At 41.7% G+C, this 21,477-nt stretch carries 23 protein-coding genes and 1 other RNA gene; 20 read left to right on the top strand and 4 right to left on the bottom strand.

Features of this window, described 5'->3' with window-relative positions:
- The first annotated feature begins 38 nt into the window (after window positions 1-38).
- From DOT_RS17435 to lgt, 4 genes are all read left to right on the top strand, one after another.
- Complete coding sequence (locus tag DOT_RS17435) at window positions 39-1,466, top strand: glucose-6-phosphate isomerase (protein ID WP_009621518.1); 1,428 nt, start codon at window positions 39-41, stop codon at window positions 1,464-1,466.
- A gap of 215 nt (window positions 1,467-1,681) precedes the next feature.
- The gene (locus tag DOT_RS17430; protein WP_009621517.1) at window positions 1,682-3,787 is read left to right on the top strand and encodes a cell division FtsA domain-containing protein; all 2,106 of its coding nucleotides are present in this window, start codon (window positions 1,682-1,684) and stop codon (window positions 3,785-3,787) included.
- A 56-nt stretch (window positions 3,788-3,843) separates the two neighbouring features.
- Window positions 3,844-4,041, top strand: coding sequence for a hypothetical protein (locus DOT_RS17425; RefSeq protein ID WP_009621516.1), 198 nt, complete (start codon window positions 3,844-3,846; stop codon window positions 4,039-4,041).
- 157 nt (window positions 4,042-4,198) lie between these two features.
- Window positions 4,199-4,984 (top strand): prolipoprotein diacylglyceryl transferase, encoded by a 786-nt coding sequence (gene lgt, locus DOT_RS17420; protein ID WP_009621513.1) that lies wholly within the window; start codon window positions 4,199-4,201, stop codon window positions 4,982-4,984.
- Between the two features lie 37 nt (window positions 4,985-5,021).
- Here the strand turns inward: lgt and DOT_RS17415 are convergent, their stop codons facing one another.
- Together DOT_RS17415 and DOT_RS17410 are read right to left on the bottom strand one after the other, a co-directional pair.
- Window positions 5,022-5,453, bottom strand: coding sequence for a formylmethanofuran dehydrogenase subunit E family protein (locus tag DOT_RS17415; RefSeq protein ID WP_009621512.1), 432 nt, complete (start codon window positions 5,451-5,453; stop codon window positions 5,022-5,024).
- Window positions 5,454-5,697: 244 nt separating this feature from the next.
- Window positions 5,698-6,069, bottom strand: coding sequence for a TIGR04086 family membrane protein (locus DOT_RS17410; protein WP_009621511.1), 372 nt, complete (start codon window positions 6,067-6,069; stop codon window positions 5,698-5,700).
- 106 nt (window positions 6,070-6,175) lie between these two features.
- Between DOT_RS17410 and panB the strand changes: the two genes are divergently transcribed.
- From panB to DOT_RS17395, 4 genes are all read left to right on the top strand, one after another.
- Entirely contained in the window at window positions 6,176-7,009 is an 834-nt protein-coding gene (gene panB, locus DOT_RS17405) for a 3-methyl-2-oxobutanoate hydroxymethyltransferase (RefSeq protein WP_009621510.1), read from the top strand.
- Window positions 7,010-7,142: 133 nt separating this feature from the next.
- A complete protein-coding gene (locus DOT_RS17400; protein WP_040412646.1) occupies window positions 7,143-7,604 on the top strand; it encodes a hypothetical protein in 462 nt (153 codons plus the stop codon).
- Window positions 7,605-7,660: 56 nt separating this feature from the next.
- Window positions 7,661-7,840, top strand: a non-coding RNA gene (gene ssrS / locus DOT_RS28835) — 6S RNA.
- A gap of 294 nt (window positions 7,841-8,134) precedes the next feature.
- A complete protein-coding gene (locus DOT_RS17395) occupies window positions 8,135-8,797 on the top strand; it encodes a histidine phosphatase family protein (RefSeq protein ID WP_009621507.1) in 663 nt (220 codons plus the stop codon).
- 96 nt (window positions 8,798-8,893) lie between these two features.
- Here DOT_RS17395 and DOT_RS17390 read toward each other — a convergent pair whose 3' ends face one another.
- Complete coding sequence (locus DOT_RS17390; RefSeq protein WP_009621506.1) at window positions 8,894-9,916, bottom strand: phosphatidylserine/phosphatidylglycerophosphate/cardiolipin synthase family protein; 1,023 nt, start codon at window positions 9,914-9,916, stop codon at window positions 8,894-8,896.
- A gap of 137 nt (window positions 9,917-10,053) precedes the next feature.
- Here DOT_RS17390 and DOT_RS17385 point away from each other — a divergent pair, with 137 nt between their 5' ends.
- From DOT_RS17385 to surE, 12 genes are all read left to right on the top strand, one after another.
- Window positions 10,054-12,402: a M28 family peptidase gene (locus tag DOT_RS17385; RefSeq protein ID WP_242833861.1), complete on the top strand. Its 2,349-nt coding sequence runs from the start codon at window positions 10,054-10,056 to the stop codon at window positions 12,400-12,402.
- Between the two features lie 68 nt (window positions 12,403-12,470).
- Entirely contained in the window at window positions 12,471-12,710 is a 240-nt protein-coding gene (locus tag DOT_RS17380; RefSeq protein ID WP_009621503.1) for a YkuS family protein, read from the top strand.
- 527 nt (window positions 12,711-13,237) lie between these two features.
- Window positions 13,238-14,512, top strand: a complete 1,275-nt coding sequence (locus DOT_RS17375) for a class I SAM-dependent rRNA methyltransferase (protein WP_009621501.1) — start codon at window positions 13,238-13,240, stop codon at window positions 14,510-14,512.
- 109 nt (window positions 14,513-14,621) lie between these two features.
- The gene (locus DOT_RS17370; protein ID WP_009621498.1) at window positions 14,622-15,071 is read left to right on the top strand and encodes a transcriptional repressor; all 450 of its coding nucleotides are present in this window, start codon (window positions 14,622-14,624) and stop codon (window positions 15,069-15,071) included.
- Between the two features lie 267 nt (window positions 15,072-15,338).
- Window positions 15,339-16,508 carry a tetratricopeptide repeat protein gene (locus tag DOT_RS17365; protein ID WP_009621496.1) on the top strand — a complete coding sequence of 390 codons (1,170 nt, stop codon included), beginning with the start codon at window positions 15,339-15,341 and terminating at the stop codon, window positions 16,506-16,508.
- Between the two features lie 180 nt (window positions 16,509-16,688).
- Window positions 16,689-17,066, top strand: a complete 378-nt coding sequence (gene queD / locus DOT_RS17360) for a 6-carboxytetrahydropterin synthase QueD (protein ID WP_040412642.1) — start codon at window positions 16,689-16,691, stop codon at window positions 17,064-17,066.
- 4 nt (window positions 17,067-17,070) lie between these two features.
- Entirely contained in the window at window positions 17,071-17,763 is a 693-nt protein-coding gene (gene queC / locus DOT_RS17355; RefSeq protein WP_009621491.1) for a 7-cyano-7-deazaguanine synthase QueC, read from the top strand.
- A 61-nt stretch (window positions 17,764-17,824) separates the two neighbouring features.
- On the top strand, window positions 17,825-18,382 hold the full coding sequence (locus tag DOT_RS17350; RefSeq protein WP_009621490.1) for a DUF366 family protein: 558 nt from the start codon (window positions 17,825-17,827) through the stop codon (window positions 18,380-18,382).
- Entirely contained in the window at window positions 18,382-19,116 is a 735-nt protein-coding gene (locus DOT_RS17345; protein WP_009621489.1) for a 7-carboxy-7-deazaguanine synthase QueE, read from the top strand. Before DOT_RS17350 ends, DOT_RS17345 begins: the two co-directional genes overlap by 1 nt.
- A 44-nt stretch (window positions 19,117-19,160) precedes the next feature.
- Window positions 19,161-19,736, top strand: a complete 576-nt coding sequence (gene folE / locus DOT_RS17340) for a GTP cyclohydrolase I FolE (RefSeq protein WP_176716267.1) — start codon at window positions 19,161-19,163, stop codon at window positions 19,734-19,736.
- A gap of 13 nt (window positions 19,737-19,749) precedes the next feature.
- Window positions 19,750-19,935 (top strand): YpmA family protein, encoded by a 186-nt coding sequence (locus DOT_RS17335; RefSeq protein WP_009621486.1) that lies wholly within the window; start codon window positions 19,750-19,752, stop codon window positions 19,933-19,935.
- 13 nt (window positions 19,936-19,948) lie between these two features.
- Entirely contained in the window at window positions 19,949-20,704 is a 756-nt protein-coding gene (surE, locus tag DOT_RS17330; protein WP_009621484.1) for a 5'/3'-nucleotidase SurE, read from the top strand.
- 286 nt (window positions 20,705-20,990) lie between these two features.
- Here surE and DOT_RS17325 read toward each other — a convergent pair whose 3' ends face one another.
- The gene (locus DOT_RS17325; protein WP_009621480.1) at window positions 20,991-21,218 is read right to left on the bottom strand and encodes an alpha/beta-type small acid-soluble spore protein; all 228 of its coding nucleotides are present in this window, start codon (window positions 21,216-21,218) and stop codon (window positions 20,991-20,993) included.
- Between the last annotated feature and the right edge of the window lie 259 nt (window positions 21,219-21,477).

Raw genomic sequence — 21,477 nt, 5'->3', positions numbered from 1 at the left:
TATACAACAGAAAATAATTTTAGAGATGAGGGTGAGTAATGGAAAACCAAGCCAAACCTACAATAATGATAGATTATACTGGAATGATGAGTAATTATCAAAATCCGAAGGGGTTTAAAGAAGAGGAACTGTTGGGCCTTCAGAACGCTTTGGACCAAGCGCAGGTTTCACTCTTGACCCGTAGAGATGCTGGAGAGCTTGATTTCTCAAAGCTTTTAGTTCACATGAAAACTGAACTCTCAGAAATAATTGAGTATGCTAATAGTATTACTCCTAAATTTGAAAATTTTGTAGTTTTGGGAATCGGAGGGTCTGCTCTAGGGCCGTTAGCTGTTCACCAAGCACTAAATCATTACTATTATAATGAACTTTCTCCGGCCGAGCGCGGTCACCGCCCCCGCTTTTATGTCGTGGATAATATTGATCCGGTACGCGTGAATGAGTTGTTGCAGATGCTTGAGCCAAGCAAAACTCTTTTTAATGTAATTTCAAAATCAGGTAACACCTCAGAAACTATGGCTCAATTTCTAATTGTTCGAGATACCCTACGACGGGTATGTGGAGACAGCTACGCTGAACATATTGTCGTCACGACAGATAAAGAAAAGGGAAATCTTCTGCCGATTGCTCTGAAAGAGGGATATAAACGGTTTGTGATTCCCGCTGGAATTGGCGGGCGCTTCTCAGAACTGACGCCCGTAGGATTGCTTGCTGCCGCCATATGCGGGGTTGATATTAATCAGCTGCTTGAAGGTGCTTTAGTAATGGATCAGCAGATCAGGGCAGCTAAGGGGGTATCCTCTAATCCGGCACAATTACGAGCGGCCCTAGCTCTTTTGTCATGGCAAAAGGGAAAAAATATCTCGGTGTTTATGCCCTATGCGGACGGTTTAAAAACAATGGCTGACTGGTATGCTCAATTGTGGGCGGAAAGCTTAGGGAAAGGTTACGATCGACAGGGACGTGCTGTTCACATCGGACAAACACCTGTGAAAGCGTTGGGGGTAACAGATCAACATTCCCAAGTTCAGTTATATGCTGAGGGGCCCGATGATAAGGTTATAACCTTTGTAGCCGTACAGAAATTTAAGGAATCTCAAGAGATTCCGATCGATTTAGAGTTACCTGAAGACATTCAATTCTTAGGGGGGCGGACCCTGGAAGAGCTGTTGTTTGCGGAACAAAAAGCAACCGAATACGCCTTGACCCTTGCTGGGCGGCAACATCAGAAGATTATACTACCTGCCTTAGATGCTTATCATGTAGGGCAATTACTTCTCCTACTTGAGTGGGAGACGGCCTATATGGGTGAATTATTGGACATCAATGCTTTCGATCAACCGGGAGTCGAGGAAGGTAAGAACGGGACATATGCATTAATGGGTCGCCAGGGATATGAAGCCAGGAAACGTGACATTGAAGAGTATGGTGAAACGCGATATGTTTTTGGGGAGGAAGTGTCTTAACTCATTTGTACACGCTACACTAAGCAGAAACTTTTTCTGGTTGCAGTCGACGGGGGTGTAGAACGACCTTAGGGCTTGGGCCTACATGGTTTTCTGGAAATTGAAATTACGCTTGAAATGCCCTCCCCAAGTAGAGGATTGATAAAGTTGTTTAACTGGAACGAGAAGGAATTTAGCTGAAATGAGTCGAACTCTCTTCTAGAGAGGTGAAGTAAGTGGAACCTATTTTTGCGCTAGATATTGGTACCCGTATGGTGATGGGACTTGTCATGACCAAGAACAAAGAGCAGGGTTATGAAATTTTAGCCAGCGCCAAGACAGAACATAAGCAGCGTGCCATGTATGATGGGCAAGTTCATGATGTCAATGAAGTTGCTCGGGCCGTTATTAAAGTCAAAGAGGCCCTTGAAAAAAAACTTGATATGCCCTTAAAACAAGTAGCTGTGGCGGCCGCAGGTCGGGCGCTCCGAACCGAAGTTGCTTGTGCTGAACATAAGGAGCCTCTTCCTGTGCGCTGGGAAAGGGAGGATGTATTAGCTTTAGAAATGGAAGCAGTGCATCTGGCACTTCGCCAATTGCAGTCATCAACAGATGATGATGCTCAAAGCTATCACTGTGTTGGATACAGCCCCATCGCCTGGTGGAATGAGGGAGAGGAAATTTCCAATTTGATTGGGCAGAGGGGAAAAGTCGCAAAGGTTTCTGTCATTGCAACCTTCTTGCCCCGGACTGTTGTCGATGGTTTGGTAGCAGTATTAAGTCAGGTAGGTCTAGAAATGACAAGTCTAACATTGGAACCTATTGCGGCAGGTCAAGCAGCCATTCCATTGAACATGAGGCGCCTTAATCTGGCTTTGGTTGATATTGGGGCTGGAACCGCGGATATAGCCTTGACACGGAATGGTTCATTTTTCGCCTATGGGATGGTCCCTATGGCTGGTGATGAGGTCACTGAAGCGATCTGCACGCACTATTTGTTGGATTTTAAGGTAGGAGAAAAAGTTAAAAGGGAAATAAATACCAAAGCCCAACTGAATTTTAAAGATTTTCTCGGAGCTAAAGTCGTCGCCAAAAAAGAAGACGTGTTAAATGTAATTAGATCCGTGGTCGGCAAATTAGCGGAGAGTATTTCAAAAGAGATTCTAATTCTCAACAACGACGTTCCTCAAGCCATTATTCTGATTGGCGGAGGGAGTTTAACTCCTATGCTTTCTGAAATGGTCGCTGAGACCTTGGGAATTCCTCAGAATAGAGTTGGGATTCAAGTCAGAGAACGGTTAGGCGAGATTTTTGGGGAAAAGAGTTTAAAGGGACCGGAAAGTATTACCCCAATCGGGATTGGAATTGCTGCGCTGGAAGGCAAGGGGCTTCAGTATTACAGCGTGACAGTGAACAATACGATTGTTTCGATTTTTGAAATACAACTTGCGACGGTAGCAGAAGCTCTGCTCGCTGCTGGAATATTGCCGCGATCTTTTTTTGGTAAGCCGGGAGCAGCATTGACGTTTGAATGGAATTGCGAAATGCGGGTTATTAAGGGGACGCTGGGTAGTCCTGCCCAATTATCGGTGAATGGCATACCGGGTAAATTAGAACAGGCCCTAAAAGCAGGTGATCAAATTACGTTCATTCCTGGAGAGCCGGGAAAAGATGCCCAAGTAAGCTTTAAAGAGGTGTTGCCTCCACATGATGCAAAGTGGATATTATGGAACGGTCAACGCGAGATTTATGCCCCTCAAGTTTTGGTGAATGATCAGCTAGCCTGCGAAAAAGATACGATCCTCGATGGATGCAAAATAACGTACATCCCCAATGATGACTTAAAAAATCTTCTTAAGCAAAAGGGCTATAATCTGCAAAAGAAAGAAGAGATAGAATATGGGATCAATGGAGAAGCACATAAAATTAACCTAGATCAAGAGATTTTGGTCAATGGTTGTAGGGTTGAGGATAGTTGTACAATCTATGATGGAGATTCAATAGAAGTTAACACCAAGCAGATCATGATCGGTGAACTGGACCTTCTGCCTAGGCCGCTCATTTTCAGCGTAAATGGGGTAGAAATAGAATTTCCTCCCCAAGAAACGATCATTTCCTTCCGTGGACAGCCCGTGTCAGAGAACCAACCGCTTAAGGATGGAATGGACCTGAGGGTACAAGGATTTAAGCGAATGCCAATTCTTTCAGACCTTTTGCCCTACGTCAAGTTTCCTAAAGAGGTCCCGTCAGGGTCCTCATTAAAATTAAAAGTCAATGGTCAAATGGCTGAATTCACAACTGTTTTACACCCGGGTGACCGAGTTACGGCGATTTGGGATTAAAAACACTTGACAATTAGGCTATAGGCCATAAAATAGTAATGGAGGTGTGTAGAGAAATGTTAGAAGGATTAATGGTCCTAATTGCAATTGCTATTTTAATTGTTACATTGTACTCCGATGCAGGCTCGGCTAAAAAGAAACATTCTACCTATTTTCAAAAGGTTCAGAAACCGACTAAGAAAACAGTACGTGAGCTTACGATGCCCGATTCCAGTCAAAACGATGGTTTTTTTGCAAAACTTAATAGTTTATAAGCCTAACAGATCCGATGGTGACATCGGATCTGTTATTTATGACGAAACTTGAGACCATTGCTATTTCAGGATATAATACTATGCAGAAGATGGCTTATATCCGAAGAGCTGGGTCTAAATTCGGGAACCCGGTCTTTTTTTAATGAAGGAGGAAAAAATGCATCAGTATTGGTTCTTTATCGGAAGTTTTCCTTTGCGTGCTTACGGGACACTTTTCGCCTTGGCCTTCATCCTCGGAGTGGGCGTAACGCTTTATTTTACCAAAGCTGAAGGACGACCCGAATACATGGAGATATTAATGGATTTAGCACCCCTTCTGCTTATTTCAGGCATCTTGGGTGCTCGCTTTTGGCAGGTGTTTTTTTTCGATTGGGCATATTATAGTAAATATCCAGGCGAAATCATCGCCATCTGGCATGGCGGACTTTCGATTCAAGGTGGTGTGGTCGGGGCGTTATTAGTTGGCGGAATCTACGTCTGGCGAAAGAAGTTACCCTTTTGGGAGCTCGCTGATTTAGCTGCGCCAGGGCTTATGTTGGCCCAGGCGATTGGAAGAGATGCCAATCTAATGAATGGTGACGCTTTTGGCGGGCCAACGGGAGGAGATTTTGGAATACTCTATCCAGTTGGTACAATTGCCCGTGACACTTTTGGGAACCAACCGTTGTGGCCGGCAGAAGTTTGGGAAGGGCAAGTTGATGTTATAATTTTTGCCTTACTCGTGATTCTGAAATTGAAAAAATGGCCATCGGGCACAATTTTTTTGTTATATTTAATCCTTTACAACTTGTCTAGATTTTTTCTCGAAAATCTCCGAGGGGATAGCCCGCGGTTTCTGTTCAACTGGTCTGCAGCCCAATGGAGCAGCATGGTGGCTGTATTAATTGCCTTATTACTTCTAGCTTGGAGGATATGGAGAGAACGGAAACATGAGGCGGCTTAGGTGTTTTGCGTGGCCCAAGGCTTGAACACTCTTCGAGTTAGACTTTCTGAATGGTACAGAATAGCGTTTCTTCGCTGCCTAGAATCAATTGAATGGCTTCTAAATATTTGTTTTGTTTCTCGCGAGTATTCATGTGTTCGTGTATCCCGACAAGGTGGTCTAATATTTCCGAACGTATGGAGATTTGTAATCCTTCTGATGTACCCGTATATTGAAAGTGATAATCATGTTGTTTCTTTTCATTCACAGTTAAAGTCCCACGTCCGTAGGTTGCACGGTTTAATATCTGAAAGGCGTCAATAGCGCAGGAATGAGTGTAAGCAGTAACCAACAGTTGGGAGGTTGGGGCAGGACGAATTCCTAGTTCGCGCATGGCAATCTGCGCTACTCGAAAACCCAAGGCAATTTCTGGACAAGTATGACCGTGAAAATCAATAACCTGCTCCCAAGGCGTTTTTTCAACACACATAGATCATTCCCCCTTTAACAATTTAAGTATATTGTATAACGATAGGGCTTTAATATAAAGTACTTAGTATATTTTATAAAACAGATGCTGTTTAAGCGCAGGAGTTTTAAATCGAAAGATAGAAAATTATTAGGAATCCTCCAGAAAGGTTGTTTTGTGAATAGCACAAAAATATGCAAGAGAGGGAAATCTCATAGTGAGATTTCCCTCTCTTCTCAAAGGAAGTGATTTCTCGGGATTGTGTTCAGGACTTTGGAAATAGTACTCCGATGATTCCGCCTACTCCACCAGAAACAAGCGCCAAGATACTTTTCTCTCCCATTCTTAACCACGATGGGGTTTCTGACCAGAAAATAGCGGATAGGACCAGCACCAAGAAGATAAATCCTAGGCCAACAGCCAATCCATAGTACAATCCTCTTGTGCCTGCTTGATGAGCTGTGATAAAAGCAGCGATGAAGATACTTGCGCCAAAGATAATGTTGATTGATAGTTCAGATTCAGGAAGTGATGTGTAGGAAAGTAGGATACCGAAGATAAGTGACAATGATAATGCTAAGACGGTCGCCATGAGTATTCCTTTTAGAATTAAACTAAACTGAAAGGATTTTAACATTAGTTATCCCTCCTTTGATTGATAACACCTATGCCTCAATTAAAAGGAGTATGACAGCTAGACGCTATAAAATACAAAGATTGAGAAATTTTAAGGAGGAATTGAAATGAAAAAGTCAATCCCTGATTTCGAAAAAATGAAACGAGCCGGTGAGAAAATCAGCATGTTAACAGCGTATGATTATCCATCGGCGCAGTTAGTCGAAAAGGCTGGCGTTGATATGATTCTTGTTGGCGATTCTTTAGGAATGGTGGTCTTAGGGTATGATTCAACAGTTCCAGTAACGATGGAAGAAATGCTTCATCATACTAAAGCGGTCTGCAGAGGTGCAACGCAAACGTTTGTAGTTGCCGATATGCCGTTTATGAGTTATGCTACCCTGGATCTTGCAATTCAGAATGCTGGGCGACTCATCAAAGAAGGCGGCGCGGATGCCGTAAAACTTGAAGGGGGATATCATCTAGTCCCCATTGTTCAGGCTCTCACGCGTGCAGGAATACCTGTGGTCGGGCACATTGGACTAACACCTCAAACAGCAAGTCAGCTCGGTGGATTTAAAGTTCAGGGTCGAGACCTGGACAGTGCCAAGCAGTTAGTGGAAGATGGTCAATCCATAGAACAGGCTGGGGCCTTTTTACTTGTTTTAGAGGCAATACCTCGGCAGGTTGCGAAGCAAATTTCCTTGGAACGAAAAATTCCCACGATTGGGATAGGGGCAGGACCGGATTGTGATGGGCAAGTTCTTGTGTTTCATGATTTATTGGGGCTTTTCGAACGGTTTAAACCTAAATTCGTTAAGCAATATGCTCAACTAGGGCATGACGCTGTTCAAGCTATCCAAGGATTTCATGAGGAGGTCAAATCAAGTATATTTCCTGCAGAGGAGCATACTTTTGGTTTGTCAAACGAAGTTATTGAAAAGCTTTATGGTGATAAATGAGATTAAACACTAAATAGTATGATTAAAGTTTAATAATTGATATCCTTACAGTATAGCTTTTTCTTTTAAATTTGATATAATATAATTGATTTTTAAGAAATTCTATAATTGTTTTTGGAAGGATGGACTTGCATTGAGATTAAAGGAAAAAACCCATCGGAAATTTGTCGAATTTTTTGAAAAGATTTCTTGTATGTATCAAGGTAAGGATTTCGAGTTAGCATATTCAGATATTCAACGAGAAACAGGGGCAGCAAGTGTCACTTTGAAGCGTGCTATTCAAGCTTTAGCAGAAGACGGAGTGATTGAAGTTAATCCGGGTCGCAACTCTAGATATGCCCGTTTCCGTTTCCTCTTGATTTCTCAAAACACAGACGAGAAATCTTCAGAAGCTAGTGAAACCCGGAACTTAGAGGATTTCAATAACTCGAACAGGGCTCAGTCTGGAGGAAATTCTGAATCTGTTAATGAGGACGTCAGTGAACTTACCCAGCTTGTTGATCATCTTCGTCGGCGTGTACGTAATCAAGAAATGGCAATTGCCTTACTTCAAGATCGTTTGGCAGAGATTGAAGACAAAATGCGGAAACGATGATTTAATTTCCAAGCATTTGCTAGAGATTTTTTTGTGTTGTGGTGTTATAATAAAACTACATCCTGCCTTGTGCGTATGGATTACCATGGTTTTGATCCTATCAAGTGACAAGGGAGCTAAATGCCAAGCGATTACAACAGGCCCTGTTATTTTGGGAAGTTGGAAAGTTTGGACTAGGTGCCCACCTGCGAAAGCGGGGTCAGAAACCTGGAGTCTTACGGCAAGTTGGGGAAGGGTAGGGAATTTTCCTTACCCTTTTATTTTACTATCAGAAAGTATAAACTTCGTTATATACTGCAAGTAGGGCTAATCCGTGCGAAGACAGTGTCTTCAAGTAGGGCTAATCCGTGCGAAGACAGTGTCTTCAAGAAGGGTTAATTCGTGCGAAGACAGTGTCTTCGTGTGGGCGCCAGCCAAGTTTTCTTTATATACTAGTAAGTATATCTTTTTGTTTCACAATTTCTCGATCATCGTGATGCTCTAAACTTGAACGTCCTGTTTGAGTTATGAAGTGCTAAAGGGGTGTATTGATGACACGGATCATACTAACTCGTCATGGACAGACCTTATGGAACATTGAAGGGAGAGTTCAAGGAAGTCTGGATTCTCCGCTTACCGAAAAGGGGATACTTCAGGCCCGTTCTTTAGCTTGTAGACTAAAGAACCAGGGTATTGACCATATCTATTCTAGTGATTCTCTTCGAGCAATCGGTACAGCTGAAGAGATTCGTCGGGAACTTGGACTTGAAAACTTATCAACAAATCCTGCGCTCCGTGAGTTTTCATTTGGAGAGTGGGAAGGGTGTATATGGCAAGAGTTACGTGTTGCCTATCCGGATATCTTTAAGATTTGGGACTCAGAACCGCACATGGTCACTACCCCAGGCGGTGAAAACATGGAAAAAGTCCTCGAAAGAGCTTGGAAATTTTTGCAACAAATTATTAAAGACCATTCTGGGCAGACGGTCTGTCTTGTAACGCATGGGTTAACTTTAAAGTTATTGGTTACGAAAGCCTTGGGCTTTGAGGTTCATGAGTGGGCAAAAACACCCTGGCAACATAACACAGCATTAAATATTTTCGAAGTCAAAGACGATCAGTGGACACCAACATTGCTTGGAGATTGTCAGCACTTAGATGAATTAGAGTTGAAATCGCCGTTGATAATTCCCCAAGAAGCTCACAAAGAATAGGTCGAATTAGTTTGTAAATTAAAGGGACAGCTGCTGGTCAGGCATCTGTCCCTTTAATTTCGCATATACGTAGTAGTGATCCTGTTCCAGTCCTTGTTAGTCAATACTTCGTTCCCAGTCTTGATTGAATACCTGACCTAATTTGTCAGATGCGGTAGGGGAGGGAACAGTAATAGAAAATTCATGGTTGGTGACAAAAGAATTGAATGTCCAACCTGAACTGCTTAAAATGAACGACGAATTATCAAAAATTGCCAAGTTCATTCCGAGATCAGGTTGTTTCGGGTAATACCTAATGTGAACACCATTTTCTTTTAACTCTGCTAATGTATCGGATGTTTTATTAGCATTTGTTTGATTGACAATAATTCGAACATCACGACCTTTGGCTGCTGCATCAATTAAGGATTGTTTTAGATCAGGCTCTGTAATTTCCGAGTTCTCTATCCAAATCGATTTCGTACTGGTTAAAATTTGTTCCGTTAGCTGCTGTTTAACATTGGCATTAAGGGCCAAGACAATGTTATCCTCCGGTAAAAGAGACGTTTTGGCGACAGTTAGGGGGAAGGTAGTTGTGAATTCCCAATCTTTAGAAAACAAAGTCGCCGTTTTCCAAGCGGATCTTCCGGATAACTCCACGGCAAGATCATGAGCCAATAGCCCAGAGGCTGTCCAGGGAGGGCCATAGATGATGGCCCGGCTTTGATCAATAATCATGTATTTGGTGTGGTCAATTTGTCCTTTTTGTGCGGGATAAAACTGAATCGATACATTTTGGCTTTTTAATAGATCGAGTGTTCCATGATTTACTTTCTGCCATTGGTCTAAGAGAATGCGGACATCTATGCCTGAACGAGATTTAGTGAGGAGAAGCTGAATGAGGCGAGGGTCGTCAAATTCTGCTTGCTCAACGTAGATTGACGTTTGTGCGGACTCAATGAGAGCTATCGTTCGATTATAGATGGCATCTTTATCAATAAAAAGTGCTTCAGCTGGCAGTTTAGAAATGGGTGCAACTTTAGGAGCTAGTTTTGGAATTTTAAACGAGCAACCACTTAATAACAAAATACTAAATAACGGTAGAAAGAGAATAGAAAAGACGAATCTGCGTTTTGACATGGCACATACTTCTCCCAAGGCTAAAAATATTGTCTATATTATACCATATGTGTCCAAAAGGTTGAAAGTATTGAGAGGCATAACCTTAAGAAGTTTTTCATACCAGTTAGAAAGCATAAGTTTGCTTCTCTATAAAAATGGGCAAGGTGAGTTTACAGTTTGAAAGGGCAGAGGCTATGAAGCTTATCAAGACGAGTGTGATTGTATTAATAGCTATTTTGAGTCTCTTGGCAATTCCCTGGCTTCTTTATTCGAAAACTAATATTTCGCCGATTCCCGATGATCCAACATCAGGGTTTTCAGCTGCGGCAGCATATGAACATGTGAAATATCTGGTCCAAAAAATTGGCCCCCGGCCTGCGGGAAGCAAGCCGGAATTGAAAGCTTCTCAGTATATAAGTTATGTGTTAAGTCAAAATGGCTGGAAGGTACGTGAACAACCCTTCAGCAAGATCGTCGTTCGAGAAGCCTCAGTTCTAGAAAAAGAACAACAGGTCGAATTGATTAATAGCCAGAATATCATTGCCGAATTGCCGGGAACACGTCCCGATACTATTATCGTCGGGGCGCATTACGATTCTGCAAATCTAAATGCTCCTGGGGCTGTGGATAACGCTTCAGGTGTTGGAGTTTTACTAGAACTGGCTAGAGTCCTGAGTAAAGAGCCTCATGAACAAACTTATCAACTTATTTTTTTTGGAGCAGAAGAATATGGGTTATTGGGGTCACAATTTTATGCGTCTCAAGCTGACTTATCAGCCGTTCGATGGATGCTCAATATTGACATGGTTGGAACCCCGCTGGAAATAGAGGTTGCAGGTAAAAAGTCAGCTCCTCCGGAGTTAATTAAGCAGGTTGCGGCTTTAGCTGGACAGAGTCATATCCCCTTCCATCTTAGCCGCGATTTTATCCTAATGACCCGTGAAAGTTCTCAAGGAGGTGCAAGCGACTTCAGCTCTTTCTTGGATCAGGGAATTCCAGCTCTTGGACTAGGTATTTCTGGTCGACCTGCGGGGTATTTTCATCGACCAGAAGATCTATTAGATCGTGTCTCCCTGGAGGATATGCAGAAAGTCGGAGATTATAGTAATCGATTACTAACGACTGTCAAATTGGAGAAGATTGGGCCGAGTGTATGGGATGAGCTATATTTACCTTTTCAAATTGGAAATCATGTGTTTATTCTACCTAGTCATGGAATTCGCATCTTCACCTTTTTAACGTTTATTTTTACAGGTCTGATTTTAATTAAGTATGTTAGAAAAAGTTCGGAAAACCATAGAGTAAGTTGGCAAAAAGTATTGGGGATTTTAGGAATCACACTAGTGCTGAGTCTGATTGTGACATGCTTAAGTGGGATCGGGGAGAATCTTTGGCATTTGATTAAACATATCCAGTTATTGTACTACGCCTATCCTGTGTTCTTTGTTATGGCCCGTATTGGGATTGGCGTAGGGATATTTATTCTTCTTGCGGGTTGGTTTTATAAGCTTCCTTTAGCCAGGAATGCTCAGCTCTACTGGTTTGTCGGAGTAGTATTGCTCTTAGGTGCGAGTTTAGTGTTAGCGCTCATCCGGATTGACCTGGCATTTCCTTTTGTTTTTTGGCTTCTGTGCCTAGATTTACAGTATTTCTTACCAAGCATTATCTTGGTCTTGATCGGTCCATATTTCATCTATTGGCTCCACTTTGAGCTTTTAAATTCGCAACAATGGGTGAGCTTCTACACAGCAATTCATAAATATTTCCTAATTTTTCTGGTAATTTATAGCTTACTACTTGTTCCCTTCTTCTTATCTGCCTTACATGTGGCGATCACAAAAACACAACTATCAAAGAAACTTTTGTCTCATTTAAGAAAGCCGGCGTTAGTGGTTACTGGTTTACTTATTTTGTCGTTAGGCCTAGTTCCTATTTATACAAGAGATTACCCACAGGCAGTTATAGTTAGAGAAGAGTGGACGGGGAGCAATGGTGGAGTAGTGCATATTTTCTCTGACGAACCTTTGCCTCACCAAGTAGTGAGCGATCTCGGTGGACAGGAAGGAAAAAGCCAATATGTGTCTATCCAAAATCAAAAACCACCAATAAGCGTCGATACAACTGTGGAAGAAAAAAACAAAAATGCGCAGAGAATCCTCGATATTTCATTTAAACTTAGCTATACGAGTGAACCATATTTAATTAGGCTCAAATTGGAAAGCACGTCCCCATTTGATGTTCAAACCGACGAATTTTTACCAATATCCAAACTTCCCAAAAAATTGCAACTGAAAGGTGTACAACAACCCTCTGGAAAATATTCAATCATCTTACAGAGGACGCCCCCGCATCGAAATATTATCCATTTGTCGATTAAAACACAGAGTGTAATGACGTGCTCTCTAGAAGCGACGTTCCCAGATCCCTCACCTCGCATACAAATTCAACATGCTCTCTTGTCTGTAGATTACCAGATCCAGTATAAAGAAAGTTATGATTTGTAAGGAAAATTAATCCTGCATACGTTGGAGAAATTAGGGGAAAATATAAAAAGTATGAGGAGGGTAAATAAATGTATAAAACTATAGCGGTTGAAGAAGGACTAGCGAATGTTACACAGGCCCTTCATAATGCAGGATTTAAAACTACCCCTTTAGAAGGAGAAAAATTGCAGAATGTCCGGGCTGTTGTCGTCAAAGGGGACGGAACAGATATCCTAGCGCCTGAATGGCCTGTTAAAATGCCTATTATCAATGCAGCAGGTCGGAGTGCCGATGAAATCGTGGACGTTCTTCGAGATCGTCTCTCCTAGACGCTTAAACTTAAAACTGTAAAACATAACGAAATTGCCCTACTTTCCGTCTTCCGGCCCGATGGTCAGTGTTTGAGTTTGCTGTTCGATTCAGGTATTTCTTAAGGGTTTTGCTAACCTCGAGGAATTACTTGTTTCGAACCCCAGAATTCGAACCACGTACATCGATCCTGGGGGACGGTTTTTTTGTGCCAATTGGGATATGTTTCCATATAATAAACTAGAATTAAAGATCTCTTTAGGAAGGAGTTGCTCTTATGTTCTTTGGCGTTATCCCCTTTGCCTTGGGTTTTGGGTTAGGGACTCTTGCAACACCACGTTATGTTCCGTCAGCCTATCCATACCCGTATCCGTATCCTTATCCCACCTATCCATATCCGTATAGGCTTTGGTACTAAAGATTTCGTCTTAATTTATAATAAAACTCGAATTAAGGAAGCAAAAGCTTCCTTTTCCTCGTGTTTCACGGTATATTTTTAGGGACGTTCATCTCATATTAAGGGAAGACCGGAAAGCGAGGAAGATAAATGACCGTTTCAAAAGTGTTTCTTAAACAAAATCGTAAAAAAAGGCTTGAGCAAGGACATCCTTGGGTGTATCCAGGTGAAATCGAAAAGATAGAGGGAGATCCTCAAGGTGGAGATATTGTACATATTGTTAATCATGCTGGGCATTTTTTAGCCCAAGGTTTTTATAACCCACTATCCCAACTCAAAGTACGCGTTGTGACTTATGCTGAAGTTGAAGTCGATGAAAACTTATTTTTTGATAAAATTGAGCAAGCTTGGAAGCGGCGGCAGTGGTTATTGCCGGAAGTTACATCCTGCCGGGTTGTTCATGGAGAAGCTGATTTCTTGCCAGGGTTAATTATCGATAAATATGAAGATGTGCTGGTGGTACAAATTCTTTCTCTGGGGATGGAAGTGCGCCGACAATGGATCTTTAAGGCTTTAAAGAAGATTTTTAGACAGCGGGGAATCTATGAACGGAGCGATGTTCCAGTTAGACGGCTCGAAGGGCTTGAGGAAAGAGTAGGTTTTGTTGAGGAGCCCTTTGATACCAAAGTAATGGTTCGTGAAAATGGACTAAGTATTTTGGTGGATGTTGCTGAGGGGCAGAAAACAGGCTATTTTTTTGATCAACGAGAAAACAGAGCTGCTTTGAAACCTTTGATGTCAGGGTGGGGGCTTCGGCATGGTATTCAAGTGCAGGAAAATGGGCATCCCCTAGATACGAAAGGAAAAGAAATTAAAAATCCTTTTTGGAACGGTGCCGAAGTCTTGGATTGTTTTTCGCACACGGGTTCATTTATGTTACATGCTTGTCTTTTTGGAGCCAAAAAGGTGACCTGTTTAGATGTTTCAGAGAAAGCTATTGAAATGGCCAAAGGTAATGCTTTGCTTAATGGGTTCCTTCATCGAACTGAATTTGTGGCAGCCAATGCTTTTGATTTTTTGCGTGAACAGGTAAAGCTTAAAAAATCGTGGGACGTCGTCATTTTAGATCCACCTGCGTTTGCCAAAAATCGCCAAGCTTTACAAGGGGCCATTCGGGGGTATAAAGAAATTAACCTCCAGGGTATGAAATTGGTACGCAACGGGGGAATCTTAGTGACTGCCTCATGTTCCTATCACCTAAGTGCCACACTTTTTCTGAATATGCTCCAAGAGGCTGCCCGTGATGCGCATAGAGTGTTGCGACTTGTCGAATTCAGGCGTGCTGGTATCGATCACCCCGTGCTTCTCGGAAGTGAAGAAACTGACTATCTAAAATTCGCGATTTATGAGGTATTTGATCGATAATTATGACAAATGACTTTGTTATGGATCCTTCTTGACATATAATAGAAATATATCTCTATGCAAGGGACAGCATTTGACATATAATAGCAAATATGGAGGAGGGCAAGGGGTGGAAGAAATAAAAACGTTTGAAAATATTTGCAATTTGTTACGCAACCATTCCTATAAGGTGACCCCTCAGCGTCAGACGATATTACAAACGTTTCTAGAACATGTTGATCGACATCTGAGTGCTGAAGAGGTTTATATGCTAGTTAAGCACCAAAACCCTGAAATTGGCTTAGCGACAGTTTACCGTTCCCTTGATATATTGGCAGAAATTGGAGTTTTGCTGAAAAATGATTTTGGTGACGGGCGAAGCCGGTATGAATTTAGCAGAAAAGACGAACATCACCACCACCATCATCTCATCTGTTTACGTTGCGGGGATGTCTCGGAATTCGATGATGATTGGTTGGAATCTCTTGAAACCGTAATTACAAAACGAAATCATTTTAAAATCGTGGATCATGATTTAAAATTTTATGGTTATTGCCATAAATGTGAAGAGACGCTGTAAAAAACAGCGTCTCTTCACATTTGTAGTAATATTCTCTTATAAATGAGTTTGAGAACATAATTATTTCATGACAATAGAAGAAATTGTAACAATCAGAGCTGGTTTTACTAGAAATGTGACGGCGGTAATGGGTATTATAACGTCTTTTTACGAATTACCGCACATTTGATAGGCATTTGACGTGCGATTCTTGGAATAAAGAGCAGGGGATAGGGCATCAAAAGGAGAAGATGTATCTGGTAAAATAAGTAAAAAGGGGTGAAGGCTATGGATCTCCCTTTGGCCTCGAATGTCAAACAAAAGCGGCAATCTTTGCAAAGTTCTTACTTATGGAATTCCCTTCGAGCCAAATGGCATCATCGGTTAGGTAAGACGGATGAGGCTATCCAGAATTGGGTCGATTTATTAAATCAAGATTGCCCTAAGCCACGTCTAAAAGAGGTTCGATATTTGATCGAAGCTCAAGCCTTTCAAGAAGCAAGAGATTATTTAGAAGGTCTGCCAAGCAAGCAAAGTGACGACGATTCAGCAGAAATAAGCTATTTACTCGCCCGGTGTTATCTAGGACAAGCTCTTATTCCACAAGCCAAAGAAATGATCCAACAAGCAATTCATTTAAAGCCACAGAAGGCGATTTATTGGGACTTACTCGCTGATTGTCATTTGGAATTTGGAGATTGGCGTGAGGCGATTAAGGCGCTGGATAATTCATTGCGGGCGGCACCTCAAAATGCAGAAACAAATTATCGACTGGGGATTATTTACGCTTATCATGAAGAAAATCTGGAAGCATTAAGGTGTTTTCAGGGATGTTGTCAGCTTCGACCACGTGAATCATTATATTGGGAAATGAAAGCTGAGATGCATTTGCTTTTGGAACAGGTGGCAGACGCTTGTATAAGCTTTGATAGAGCGCTCCGTTATGGAGGAACTCCAGATTTGGCTGCTAGGTTAGCGTATTGTTATGTCCAAAATAATGAGATCAAGAAAGGAATTCAGTATTACAAATTCGTTCTCAAATATGAACCTGATCATTATGATTCAATAAACAATCTAGCAGCAGTTTATCAAAATGAGGGACGTTCTCAAGATGCTTTGAATTTGCTAGAACGCGCCAAAAACATCTATCCTAAGGATCCAATTTTACTCAATAATATTGCCTTTACTTTGGTACATCTGGGGCGCACAAGGAAAGCTGAGGAGTATTATCGCGAGGCATTAGAACTAGTACCTAACCATCCGCTAATTCTTTACAATTTAAGTGTTTGCTTTACTCGCAAAGGAAATTGGCAGGAGGGCATTAATTCACTGAATCAACTCATTGAACTAGATCCAAATCATTCAGCTGGATGGGCTTTACTGGGCAATATTTATGACCAAATGGATCAATTTGATACGGCTATCGACTGTTTCAATAAGGCCTTGAAATTAGCATAATTTGGAGAGAGGCATTAAAAACATGGCGGTTGCAGAGGAATCAGACTTTCACCTAAGCGGCGAAAGTCGATTTTTTTTATGCTGAAGTCGCTTTGAATTTTAGATTTATTGATATTTCATTTTCTTTTGTAAATAATAATGGTAAAATGAACTGTAATATGTCAAATAAGGAGCTTTAAGATGTTTCAGGTATGTGTACAAGCGCATTTCGATGCTGCTCATTTTATCCGCAACTATAATGGTAAGTGTGCTAACTTGCATGGTCACCGTTGGACCGTTGTAGTATGTGTCGAAGGCAAGCAATTAGATCATTTAGGGTTATTGATAGATTTTAGTGAAGTTAAGCAAACTATACAAAAAACTTTAACGTCTCTAGATCATAATGTGATCAATGATCTACCTTACTTTGGTCCCAAAGGGGTCAATCCTACAGCCGAGCACCTCGCGCAATTCGTGTTTATGGAACTCAAGAAAGATTTGCTACTTAATGAAAAGCGCTTAGCATGGGTTAAAGTCTACGAATCTCCTGATGCATGGGCCATTTTTAAGGAGGACTGATTGAATGGCTGGAATTGCTTTACTTTCGGGTGGTTTAGACTCAACTCTTGCCGTGGCGCTCTATTTGGAAAAGGCTGGAATAAATTTAGCCCTCACCTTTGATTATGGACAAAGGGCAAACGAAAAAGAAGTTTCTGCAGCGCGAAGAATTGCTGATTATTATAATATACCTCACAAGGTGATTGCCTTGCCCTTTTTGCAGGAACAGACTCATTCCGCTCTAGTTAATCGCTCTGAAGATTTGCCTCTTTTGAAATCCGACGAACTTGATGATTTAAGCCGAGCTCAGCTAAGTGCTCATCAAGTGTGGGTTCCCAATCGTAATGGCCTATTTATGAATATCGCTGCAGTCTATGCGGAGAACCTGGGTGAACCTGCAGACTTAATCACGGGCTTTAACCAAGAAGAAGCAGCGACCTTTCCAGATAACTCCTTAGAATTCATTGATGCCATGAACCGATGTTTAAGCTATTCGACCCAAGAAAAAGTGACCGTCGTGAGTCCCACCTCAACTCTGACCAAAACGGAAATTGTTCGAGAAGGGTTGCGACTGAAGGTTCCTTTTGAGCATATATGGAGCTGTTATGAGAGTAAAGAAGCAATATGCGGGCAATGTGAAAGCTGTCAACGCTTAAAGCGTGCCCTGCTTAGAAATGAAGCCCAGGGACTTGTCGATCAACTGTTTGGTGCCGAATGAGGATACTTTGTAAAAAGCGCTTCAAAAAGGTTTCAAACCGCCCGAGAAAGAGGGAATGGTTATGAAATACATTGTTCAGAAAAAACCCTTAAATTATGATGGCAGTCAACTACAATCTCTATTTGCCTATAAAAATTTTGGTCTTAAGGGTGACAGTATTATTGTATTCCGCGGCTCGTGTCGTGTGGAATTAAACGAGATGGTGGATATGGAGGATGTCTTAGCACAAGATTGGATTTACAGTAAGGACATGCTGCATTTCATTGTTGAACATTTTGAAATGGATTTAGAAAAGACTATTATTCGTCAACGGCTACTTATCGCCACAATCAAGGAAAAGCTTGAAGAGCTTGGTGTTGCTACCTTGAGGAGGAGTGGAGATGATCTCTATGAAGCTGACAGAAAACTTTCTGTGAGCATCAGCACCCTTTCGCCGGTATCCACCCTGATTCATTGTGGATTGAATGTGTCGAATGAGGGTACGCCTGTTCCGACCATTGGCTTGGAAAATCTCCATGTTCATGATGTTTTATCGTTAGGGGAGAGTGTTGCCAGACATTATTGTAATGAGGTTCTATCCATGCGCCTCGCGCGTTGTAAGGTTCGAGGGGTGCAGTAATGTTCAGTTTACCAGTTACAGAAATTTTCTCGTCGATCCAAGGAGAGGGACCTTATGTTGGGGTCCGGCAAATTTTTTTGCGTCTGCCAAACTGCAACCTAACCTGCCCGTATTGTGATACTGAGACCAATATACCGCTACAGTTTCGAATGGAGACGGTGCCTGGCTCACGGCATTTTAACAAGCTGAATAATCCTGTCTCCCTTGAAAAGTTGCTAGAATTATTATTACAGACCTATGATTTTTCACTGCATCACTCACTAAGTGTCACAGGAGGAGAGCCTCTCCTTTGGGCAAATGAACTTCAGGTGTTATTGCCTCTTTTAAGAGAGAAACGGTTAAAGATTTATCTCGAGACCAATGGAACTTTACCAGATCAACTTCTTCAAGTTTTACCTTGGGTGGATGTGATCAGCATGGATATAAAGTTGCCTTTCGGTGGTCAAGCTTTCTGGGATGTTCACGAACCTTTTCTGCGATATGGCCTTCAAAAAGAGGTTTTTGTCAAAATTGTTGTTAATACGGAAACTACCCCGCAAGACCTTAAAGATGCTCGCGATTTGATTGCGAGAGTTGATTCATCGATTGTAACGATTCTTCAACCTGTTACAAAAACTCATGACATTATTACTCCTAAACCTTATCAGCTTTTAGAGTGGCAAAACCTTTTTCTTGAGAAACTCATCAACGTTCGAGTCATTCCTCAAACACATGTTTTTATGGGACAACTTTAGATATACGTTAACAGAGGGACTATAGAGTAAAGGAGAGAGAAAGTATGGGGATGGATTTAGAAAAGATTGAACAGGCGGTTTACATGATTTTGGAGGCTATAGGGGAAGACCCTGACCGAGAAGGATTAATTGATACACCTAAACGTGTAGCTAGGATGTATGCGGAAGTATTTTCTGGGTTACACCAAGACCCAAGCCAGCATTTTAATGTGCAATTTACGGAAGAAGAACATGAAGAGATGGTCATCGTCAAAGATATTCCCGTTTATTCCATGTGTGAGCATCATCTCGTCCCCTTCTATGGAAAAGCACATGTTGCCTATATCCCGCGGAAAGGTAAAATAACTGGGTTGTCAAAATTTGCTCGTGTCGTAGAGGGCTTTGCCCATAGACCACAGCTTCAAGAACGATTGACATCACAAATTGCCAATGCTGTAATGGATGAACTTGACCCCCTTGGAGTTGTCGTTGTCATTGAAGCAGAACATATGTGTATGACTATGCGAGGCGTCAAGAAAGCGGGATCCCAAACATTGACCTCGGCAGTGCGAGGGGTATTTAAAACCAATGACAGTACAAGATCTGAAGCTTTCTCAATGATTCGAGGACACAAACGTTAAGAAAGAGGTAGTTATGGATAATCAATCGTCCGATCGACAAGGCAGAATAGAACTTATTGCGACACAACGGATCGGCGTGAATAGCGAACTGTATAAGGTTGTTGATTTTTTAAACAAAAATTTGAAAGATCATCGCCTAATGTTTGGTCTGACGAAAAAAGAAGATAAAATGGTTATCTCTGTCTATGAAGTAGAGTGATCGGGGGAATGGCATGCATATTTTACTGACAAATGATGATGGCTATAATGCACTTGGGATTCAGACATTATATCGAACTCTTCGCTCGCAGACAAACCATGATATTAGCATTGTTGCCCCAGAAGGTCAGCGTTCCGCCACAGGTCATTCTATCACTCTGTTTCAGCCTTTGTTTCTAACAGAACATAATCTTGATGGACATCTGAAGGGGTATTCCGTTAGTGGGACTCCGTCAGATTGTGTAAAACTAGCGATCCAAGGGGAGCTTATATCCAAGCCTGATCTCCTTATTTCTGGTATCAACCATGGTTCGAACTTAGGGACAGATATTTTTTATTCGGGAACTGTTTCAGCTGCGATGGAAGGGGTATTACTCGGAGTTCCTTCCCTGGCAATATCACTGGCCAGCCTTGAATGCACAAATTTTGAACCTGCAGCTGCCTATCTTGCAGAGCAATTAGATATCATTGTTCAGCATCATCGAGCAGGATTAGTGAATATTAATATCCCTGGAAAACCTCAAACTGAGTGGCGTGGTTTGAAAGTGACTAAGTTAAGTAAAGCTGTCTATGAAAACGTATTTGAACGTCGCGTTGACCCGCGTGGCAGAACTTATTATTGGCAGTGTGGAAATTTAGCCCAAGATCTAGAAATGGAGACTGATTTAAGAGCTATCCAAGAAGATTATATTTCCATCACTCCCATGCATAGTGATTTAACGGATTTTGAATGCCTTCAGACATGGCAAGCCAGATTTGACAGGAAATAAGGAAAACCTGACTTGCGCCAAGCCACAGGCGCTGGCGGAAGTCTTTGGTTGCACTTATGCGCTGGCCATGGATGGCCAAGTGTCCCTGGAGCCAAGACTCGAATAGGACGTTCGAGACGATAAGCGGACGAGCTTATCGCCACACTGCAACTTATTACGCATACTCCTGCAGTGTGGATTGGCATGGTGCCGTGATGGCGAGAAGGGACTCACCCGAAACTAGTACTTTCTGACATGGTATAATGAATAAAGGAGTACAGATAAAGTCTGTACTCCTTTATTAGATTTAAAGGGAAGTGTTGTTGAGTGATTCCTTTGCTCTACGAATCATCGTTTTGACCATACTTCCGCCAATTCGTCCACCAACATGGCCACATTCGCGAGATGTCATATTCTCCCACCCTTGGGATTTGATTTTTGAACTTAAGCCTAACTCATCGGCAACTTCCCATTTAAACTGCTCCAATACAGATTGAGGCAAAATGCCGCTGTTTCGATTATTACGTCGACTCATAAATGCATCTCCTCTCACTCTATTTCGAGACAATTGTAGTATTCACAAATAATCGGCGGTATATAGCATTCAGATTCTGGATATATTATTTCTTTTTGCTAATGGAGGAAGTTCTAAGATGATATTTGGAACATTTATAGTTTATTTCTTGCTTTTTATAGTTATTTTTTCTTATCCTGGATTAAAAAACAAAAAGAAATCAAGTTCACTACTAAAGTTTTTCTCAATCCCTGCTTTTTTAGGCCTGCTTATGGTCTTT

Origin of the sequence: Desulfosporosinus sp. OT, from assembly GCF_000224515.1 — a bacterium.
Taxonomy (GTDB): domain Bacteria; phylum Bacillota; class Desulfitobacteriia; order Desulfitobacteriales; family Desulfitobacteriaceae; genus Desulfosporosinus.
This window is presented reverse-complemented; position numbering and strand designations above follow the sequence as displayed.